The organism is Nocardia takedensis NBRC 100417, assembly GCF_000308695.1.
Lineage (GTDB): Bacteria > Actinomycetota > Actinomycetes > Mycobacteriales > Mycobacteriaceae > Nocardia > Nocardia takedensis.
The window spans coordinates 20374-27621 of record NZ_BAGG01000047.1; the positions used below are offsets into that span (position 1 = coordinate 20374).

At 70.0% G+C, this 7248-nt stretch carries 7 protein-coding genes; 5 read left to right on the plus strand and 2 right to left on the minus strand.

Annotation, left to right across the window (positions count from 1 at the left end):
- The first annotated feature begins 9 nt into the window (after positions 1-9).
- The 3 genes from ON30_RS10290 to ON30_RS10300 all read left to right on the plus strand — a co-directional run bounded on the left by ON30_RS10290 (position 10) and on the right by ON30_RS10300 (position 2528).
- The gene (locus ON30_RS10290) at positions 10-1377 is read left to right on the plus strand and encodes an FAD-binding oxidoreductase (RefSeq protein ID WP_040706058.1); all 1368 of its coding nucleotides are present in this window, start codon (positions 10-12) and stop codon (positions 1375-1377) included.
- Between the two features lie 71 nt (positions 1378-1448).
- Positions 1449-2333: an SPFH domain-containing protein gene (locus tag ON30_RS10295; protein ID WP_040706059.1), complete on the plus strand. Its 885-nt coding sequence runs from the start codon at positions 1449-1451 to the stop codon at positions 2331-2333.
- A 9-nt stretch (positions 2334-2342) separates the two neighbouring features.
- A complete protein-coding gene (locus ON30_RS10300) occupies positions 2343-2528 on the plus strand; it encodes a type II toxin-antitoxin system antitoxin (protein WP_040706060.1) in 186 nt (61 codons plus the stop codon).
- On the opposite strand, the gene ON30_RS10305 is transcribed toward ON30_RS10300, so the two are convergent.
- Positions 2501-3406 (minus strand): class I SAM-dependent methyltransferase, encoded by a 906-nt coding sequence (locus ON30_RS10305; RefSeq protein ID WP_051029154.1) that lies wholly within the window; start codon positions 3404-3406, stop codon positions 2501-2503. The genes ON30_RS10300 and ON30_RS10305 overlap by 28 nt on opposite strands.
- A gap of 347 nt (positions 3407-3753) precedes the next feature.
- Between ON30_RS10305 and rpsA the strand changes: the two genes are divergently transcribed.
- On the plus strand, positions 3754-5220 hold the full coding sequence (gene rpsA / locus ON30_RS10310; protein WP_040706062.1) for a 30S ribosomal protein S1: 1467 nt from the start codon (positions 3754-3756) through the stop codon (positions 5218-5220).
- A 148-nt stretch (positions 5221-5368) separates the two neighbouring features.
- Positions 5369-6001, plus strand: a complete 633-nt coding sequence (locus ON30_RS36030) for a TetR/AcrR family transcriptional regulator (protein ID WP_157183681.1) — start codon at positions 5369-5371, stop codon at positions 5999-6001.
- Here ON30_RS36030 and ON30_RS10320 read toward each other — a convergent pair.
- The coding region (locus tag ON30_RS10320) for an MMPL family transporter (RefSeq protein ID WP_040706064.1) at positions 5991-7248 on the minus strand (1258 nt) is incomplete at its 5' end. The genes ON30_RS36030 and ON30_RS10320 overlap by 11 nt on opposite strands.

Genomic DNA, 7248 nt, shown 5'->3' on the forward strand with positions numbered 1-7248 from the left:
GACGCCCGGATGCCGACCTCGACCCCCCGCGGGCCGATCCTGCGTCCCGGCGACAGCGGCTACGCGGCCGAACTGGCCGGCTTCCAGACCGCCTACACCCACCGGCCCGCCCTGATCGTCGCGGCGCGCGAGACCGGTGACGTCGTGGCGGCCGTGCGCTACGCGGCCGCGCGCGGCCTGCCGGTCGCGGTGCAGGCCACCGGACACGGGTTGTCCGTGCCGACCGACGGCGTCCTGATCTCCACCCGCGCGCTGACCGACGTGCGCGTCGACCCCGACGCGGCGACCGCCCGGGTCGCCGCGGGGGTGCGCGCGGGCGCGCTGATCGAGGCCGCCGCGCCGCACGGCCTCGCGCCGCTGACCGGGTCCGCGCCCTCGGTGGGCGTGGTGGGCTACCACCTCGGCGGCGGACTCGGTCTGCTGGCCCGCACCTTCGGCTACGCCGCCGACCGTGTGCGCGGGATCGAGATGGTGACCGCCGACGGCGAACTCCGCGCGCTGACCCCCGAGGACGAGTTGTTCGGCGCGGTCCTGGGCACCGGTGGCAATTTCGGCGTGGTGACCGCGCTGGACCTGGACCTGCCGCTGGTCCCCGAGGTCTTCGGCGGCCAACTCGTCTTCGACACCCCGCACGTCGAGCGGGCCGTGCGGATCTGGCGGGAGTGGACCGCGACCGTGCCCGACACGCTGACCTCGACGCTCACGATGCCGGCCTACCCGGACCTCCCGCAGGTGGCGCGATCCCTGCGCGGACGCTTCGTCGCCTCGATCCGCGTGGCCTTCTTCGGGCCGACCGCCGAGGGGGAGCGCTGGTCCGCGGGCCTGCGGGGCATCGGCCCGCGTCTCGTCGACGACCTGCGGACCATGCCCTACACCGAGAGCCACACCATCCACCGCGACCCCGACCGACCGCACGCCTACGCGGCCACCAACGCGCTGCTGCGCGAGTTCACCGCCGAGACCGCCGCCGCCCTGCTCGACCTGGCCGGACCCGGCGGGCCGGTCCGGGCGGTGCTCGACATCCGCCACCTCGGCGGCGCGCTGCGGCGAGCGCGCGGGATCACCGCCGTCGACCACCGCGACGCCGCCTTTCTGGTGCGGGTCATCACCGCCCCGGACGCCGACGATCCGACGGCGGCCCCGCCCGAGCACACCCGGGTACGCGCCGCGCTAGCGCCGTGGACTCTCGGGCACAGCCCGAACTTTTTGTACGGGGCGGGGGCCGCAGCGGACGAGGCGCAGACTCGGGCGGGCTACAGCCCGGGGACCTACGCGCGACTGGCCGTGCTCAAGGGCCGGTACGACCCCCGCAACCTGTTCCGCGCCAACCGCAACATCCGGCCCGCGAGCGGGGCGGAGGTTGTAGCCGATTCGTGACGGTCCCCCCGGTGGCGACGGTGATGCCGTGCGCTATCGTAGTGATATCACTCTGATACCGGGAGGATGTCATGAAGCTCAAGTCCGCTCTCCACGTCAACGGCTTTCTGGTGCTGGCCGCGTGGTTGGTGCTCACCCTCGTCTTCGGCGTCGCCGCGGCCTTCGGGTACGCGGCGGCGGCCGACGGCGGCGATACGACGGCCCTGATCGCCGCCATCGTCGCGACGGTCATCGTCGTCCTGCTGCTGCTGTCGGTGACGGGACTGATCGTGGTGAACCCGAACGAGGCGAAGGTGGTGCAGTTCTTCGGCCGCTACATCGGCTCGGTGAGCGAACCCGGCTTCTTCTCGGTCATCCCGCTGACCGACCGCAAGAGCATCTCGCTGCGGGTGCGCAACTTCGAGACCCAGAAACTCAAGGTCAACGACGCCGACGGCAACCCCGTCGAGATCGGCGCCGTGGTGGTCTACCGCGTCTTCGACAGCTTCAAGGCCGCTTTCGCGGTGGACGACTACGAGGAGTACGTCGAGACCCAGTCCGAGGCCGCGGTGCGTCACCTGGCCACCACCCACCCCTACGACGCGCACGACGCGGGGCGCACCAGCCTGCGCGACGGCGCCGAGGTCGCCGAGGAACTGACCGTCGAACTGCGCGAGCGCACCGAGATGGCGGGTATCGAGGTGCTCGAGGCCCGCATCACCCACCTCGCCTACGCCCCGGAGATCGCCCAGGCCATGCTGGTGCGCCAGCAGGCGGCCCAGGTGGTGGCGGCGCGCACGCACATCGTGGAGGGCGCGGTCGGCATGGTCGGCCTGGCGCTGGACCGGCTCACCGCGCAAGGAGTCGTCGAACTCGACGAGGAGCGTCGGGCCGCGATGGTGTCCAACCTGCTGGTGGTGCTGTGCGGGGACCGCGCCACCCAACCCGTCGTCAACGCCGGCTCGCTCTACCACTGAGCCGGACCGATGGTCGAACGCAAGAAGCTACTGCTGCGCCTCGACCCGGCCGTCCACGAGGCCATGGCCAAGTGGGCGGCCGACGATCTGCGCAGCATCAACGCCCAGATCGAATTCGCCCTCCGATTGGCGCTCGAACAGGTGGGCAGGCGTCCCGGCCGCTCGGATCAGGACTCCGCCGCGCCGGACGCCTGACCTCGCTGTTCGGATGTTCCGAGCACGGGCGATCCGGGCTTGGAGGTGACGAAGATGGCGGTGCCGGGGAAGATCTCCCCGCGCAGCGGACTCCACTGCCCCCATTCCCGCTCGAGCCACTCCGGCCACTCGGGTTCCACTATGTCCTCGACCACCAACCCGGCGGCGACGATCTCGCGGACCCGGTCGCCGACGGTGCGGTGGTGCTCGACGTAGACCGGGGAGCCCGCCTCGTCGAATTCGACGTAGGGGGTGCGGTCGAAGTAGGAGAACGTCGCCACCAGGCCGTTCTCGGTGGGGTCGTCCAGGAAGATCCAGCGCATCGGGTGGTTCACCGAGAACACCCAACGCCCGCCCGGCCGCAGCACCCGGGCGACCTCGCGCATCACCCGCGCCGAGTCGGCCACGAACGGGACCCCGCCGAACGCCGAACAAGCGAGATCGAAACTGGCGTCGGCGAAGGGCAGGTCCTCCGCGCCCGCCTGCACCAGCGGAACCCGCGGCCCGCCGCGCGCCATGGCCGCCACGCCGCGCTCGAGCATCCCGCGCGACAGATCCAGGCCGACCGGCAGCGCCCCGTGGTCGGCCAGCCAGCGCGAACACGGCGCCGAACCGCAGCCGATCTCCAAGATCCGGCGGCCCGCGACCTCGCCCAGCAAACCCACGTCACCCTCGTGCAGACCCTCCGGGCACCAGACGAATTCGCCGTTGGGGGAGTCCACGCCGAGGAACTCGGCGTGCGCGCGGTGGTATTCGCCCGCGTCGGCATCCCACCAGCGACGACTGGCGGCGCGGCTGTCGTTCGAATCCAGCCGGACCCGTCCCGGTGTGGTGGTCGCGAGCAGCGAGTTTTCCTCGACGAGGTGATCTTCCGACACGCGCAGAACCTTATCCCGGCGTGGCGCGGTACCGGTTTGCCCGTGCCGACCACCCTCGCGTACGCTGATTCAGCGAGTGCCTTCTGTACTGGCGTACCGATGTGATCCGCTCGGCACGATGTTGGTTCGACGCGACGTTGGTTCAGCTCGACGTTCGTCCCACCGACGTGACCGGCGGTTGCAAGCGTACTCAGTGTCAGAGCGCCCGCGCTGGGTTTTCACGAGTGGTGTGCGGTACGTGCGGTAGGTTCCAGGTGTCCGTCGTCGCAACGTCGCGGTGATCTCGCAGCGTACCGAAAGTTCCAATGTCCGCAACCGACCACAATCCGTCCGGAGCAAACCGACACATGCCCACCACCGTCACCTCGCCGCAGGTAGCCGTCAACGACATCGGCTCTGCCGAGGACTTCCTCGCCGCCATCGACGCCACGATCAAGTACTTCAACGACGGCGACATCGTCGAGGGAACCATCGTCAAGGTCGACCGCGACGAGGTCCTGCTCGACATCGGTTACAAGACCGAAGGCGTCATCCCCTCTCGCGAACTCTCCATCAAACACGACGTCGACCCGAACGAGGTCGTTTCCGTGGGTGATGAGGTCGAGGCCCTCGTTCTCACCAAGGAGGACAAGGAAGGCCGCCTGATCCTGTCGAAGAAGCGGGCGCAGTACGAGCGCGCGTGGGGCACGATCGAGGAGCTCAAGGAAAAGGACGAGGCCGTCAAGGGCACCGTCATCGAGGTCGTCAAGGGCGGCCTGATCCTGGACATCGGTCTGCGCGGCTTCCTGCCCGCCTCGCTGGTCGAGATGCGCCGTGTCCGCGACCTCCAGCCGTACGTCGGCAAGGAGATCGAGGCCAAGATCATCGAGCTCGACAAGAACCGCAACAACGTGGTCCTGTCGCGTCGGGCGTGGCTGGAGCAGACCCAGTCCGAGGTGCGCAGCGAATTCCTGCACCAGCTGCAGAAGGGCCAGGTCCGCAAGGGTGTGGTCTCCTCGATCGTCAACTTCGGCGCGTTCGTCGATCTCGGCGGCGTGGACGGCCTGGTGCACGTCTCGGAGCTGTCCTGGAAGCACATCGACCACCCGTCCGAGGTCGTCGAGGTCGGCAACGAGGTCACCGTCGAGGTCCTCGACGTCGACCTGGATCGCGAGCGGGTCTCGCTGTCGCTCAAGGCCACCCAGGAGGATCCGTGGCGGCAGTTCGCCCGGACCCACGCGATCGGCCAGATCGTCCCGGGCAAGGTCACCAAGCTGGTTCCCTTCGGCGCGTTCGTGCGTGTCGAGGAGGGCATCGAGGGCCTGGTGCACATCTCCGAGCTGGCCGAGCGCCACGTCGAGGTGCCGGATCAGGTCGTCGCGGTCGGTGACGACGCGATGGTCAAGGTCATCGACATCGACTTGGAGCGTCGCCGGATCTCGCTGTCGCTGAAGCAGGCCAACGAGGATTACCACGCCGAGTTCGACCCGTCGAAGTACGGCATGGCCGACAGCTACGACGAGCAGGGCAACTACATCTTCCCCGAGGGCTTCGATCCCGACACCAACGAGTGGCTCGAGGGCTTCGACAAGCAGCGCGAAGAGTGGGAAGGCCGCTACGCCGAGGCGGAGCGTCGCCACAAGATGCACACCGCGCAGATGGAGAAGATGGCGGCCGACGCCGCGGCCGAGGCCGCGAACGGTGGCAACGCGTCCAACTACTCCTCCGAGAGCGGCGCGCAGTCCTCGACCACCCAGGCCGAGTCGGCCGGTGGTTCGCTGGCCAGCGACGCCCAGTTGGCGGCCCTGCGGGAGAAGCTCTCCGGCAACGCCTGATTCGGGTAGACGAACGGCGAAGGCCCCGGTCCACACGGACCGGGGCCTTCCCCGTTTCCGGGGACGGTGCGGGCATCGGATATGCCGCGCGGTGGCGGGCTCCGACCGCCGACCGGGTGGGCGCGGGTGCGGGAGTAGCGTGGACGCGATGGCCGAAGTGAACGTGGAACCGACGGCGGGGGTCTGGGAGCGCAGGAAACTCGCGGCGATGGCGCGTATCCAGCGGGTCGCGCTGGACCTGTTCGAGGAGGACGGGTATCGGGGCGTCACGGTGGATCGGATCGCCCTCGAGGCCGGGGTGTCGCCCAGTTCGGTGTACCGATATTTCGGCACCAAGGAAATGCTGGTGCTCTACGACGAGCACGATCTGCGACTGCTCGAGGAGATGCGCGGGGCGGCGGGCGGCGCGAGGGTCACGCCCGCGGAACTGGTCGCGGCGGCTCGCGCGCTGGCTCCGCTGCTGATCGAGGCGCTGCTCACCGAGGAGTCCGAACTGCGCATCCGGCGGCGGATGCGCTACGTCAGTACCATTCCCGAGGTCGCCGACGCGCAGAACGGCCAGATGCGGGAGATGGAAGCGCATTTCGTCGCCCTGTTCGCCGAGCGGACCGGCCGCGACGGCAACGATCTGCGGTTGCGGATGGCCGCGGCCACCGCCGTGTGGTGCGCGGTGGCCGCGCTGGACCAGTGGGCCGCCGCCGATTTCGACCGTCCGGTGCGCGAGGTCTACACCGAGGCGATCACCCTGGTCATCGACGCCGTGGAGCGTCTCATCGCCTGAGGCGCGGCAGCCACCAGTTCCAGCGGCCGAACAGTCGCATGAACGCGGGTACCAGCAGCAGGCGCACCACGAGCGCGTCCAGGGTGATCGCGACCGCGAGCGCGAAACCGATCTGCTGGAGTTCGAGCACGTCGGCGGTGACGAAACTGGCGAAGACCGCGACCATGATGGCCGCGGCGGCGCTGATCGGCCGCGCGGTGCGGCGCAGCCCTTCCGCGACCGCGATCGTGTTGTCGCCCTGAGCGTCCCACACTTCCTTCATCCGGCGGATCAGGAAGACCTCGTAGTCCATCGACAGGCCGAACAGCACGGCGAAGACCAGCATGGGCAGATAGATCTGCACGAAACCGGTGCTGTGGAAGCCGAGCAGATCCTCGCCGATCCCGTCCTGGAAGACCGCGACGGTGATGCCGAGGGCCGCGCCGGTGGCCAGCAGGTTCAGCAGGATCGCCTTGACCGCCAGGACGATGCTGCGGAAGGCGTAGACCAGGAACAGCAGCGAGATCGTCAGGACCAGTCCGACGACCAGCGGCAGTCGGTCCACGATGCGCACCGAGACGTCGGCGAAGGTGGCGGCGGTGCCGCCGACCAGGATGTCGGCCGATCCGCCGACGGTCGCGGCCTCGGCGCGGATATCGGTGGTCAGGTCGGCGACCGAGGGGGAGTCGAACGCCCCCCTCGGGACGACCGTGGCGAACACCCGTCCTTCGGCTTGTCGCGGCAGGACCCGCACCACCCGATCGTCGTCGGCGAGTCCGGTGACGAAGGCCGAGACCTGTTGGCGGGTCGGCTCGTCCAGCGGGGTGTCGCCGGGGCCGGTGGCGACGACGGTGATCGGCGCGAGCAGTCCGGGCCCGAAGTTCTCGGTGATCAGCGCGCCCGCCTGCCCGCTCGGGCGGTCACCGAGCGCGCGCATGCCCATATCGATGCCGTAGTCCAGGCGCAGGATCGGCAGCGCCGCCACCAGCAGCGCGGCGACGCCGAGTCCGCCGAACAGCGCGGGTCGCCGCATCACCGCGCGCGCCCAGCGGGCCCAGCCGTTTCCGGCGGCGGGCGCGTCGGCGGGGGCGGGCCGCAGGCGGGCGGGCAGCGCGCCGCGGCCGACGGCGGGGCCGAGTATCGCCAGGATGGCCGGCAGCAGGGTGAACGCGGCGGCGAGGGTCGCCAGGACCGCGGTGACCACGCCGATCGCGACGCCGGTCAACATGGCCAACCCGACGACGGCCAGCGAGCACAGCGAGATCATC

Excerpts from the sequence above, each read along its gene's own strand:
- ON30_RS10290 (WP_040706058.1), top strand. The coding sequence starts at position 10 with ATGCCGACCTCGACCCCCCGCGGGCCGATCCTGCGTCCCGGCGACAGC.
- ON30_RS10295 (WP_040706059.1), top strand. The coding sequence starts at position 1,449 with ATGAAGCTCAAGTCCGCTCTCCACGTCAACGGCTTTCTGGTGCTGGCC.
- ON30_RS10300 (WP_040706060.1), top strand. The coding sequence starts at position 2,343 with ATGGTCGAACGCAAGAAGCTACTGCTGCGCCTCGACCCGGCCGTCCAC.
- rpsA (WP_040706062.1), top strand. The coding sequence starts at position 3,754 with ATGCCCACCACCGTCACCTCGCCGCAGGTAGCCGTCAACGACATCGGC.
- ON30_RS36030 (WP_157183681.1), top strand. The coding sequence starts at position 5,369 with ATGGCCGAAGTGAACGTGGAACCGACGGCGGGGGTCTGGGAGCGCAGG.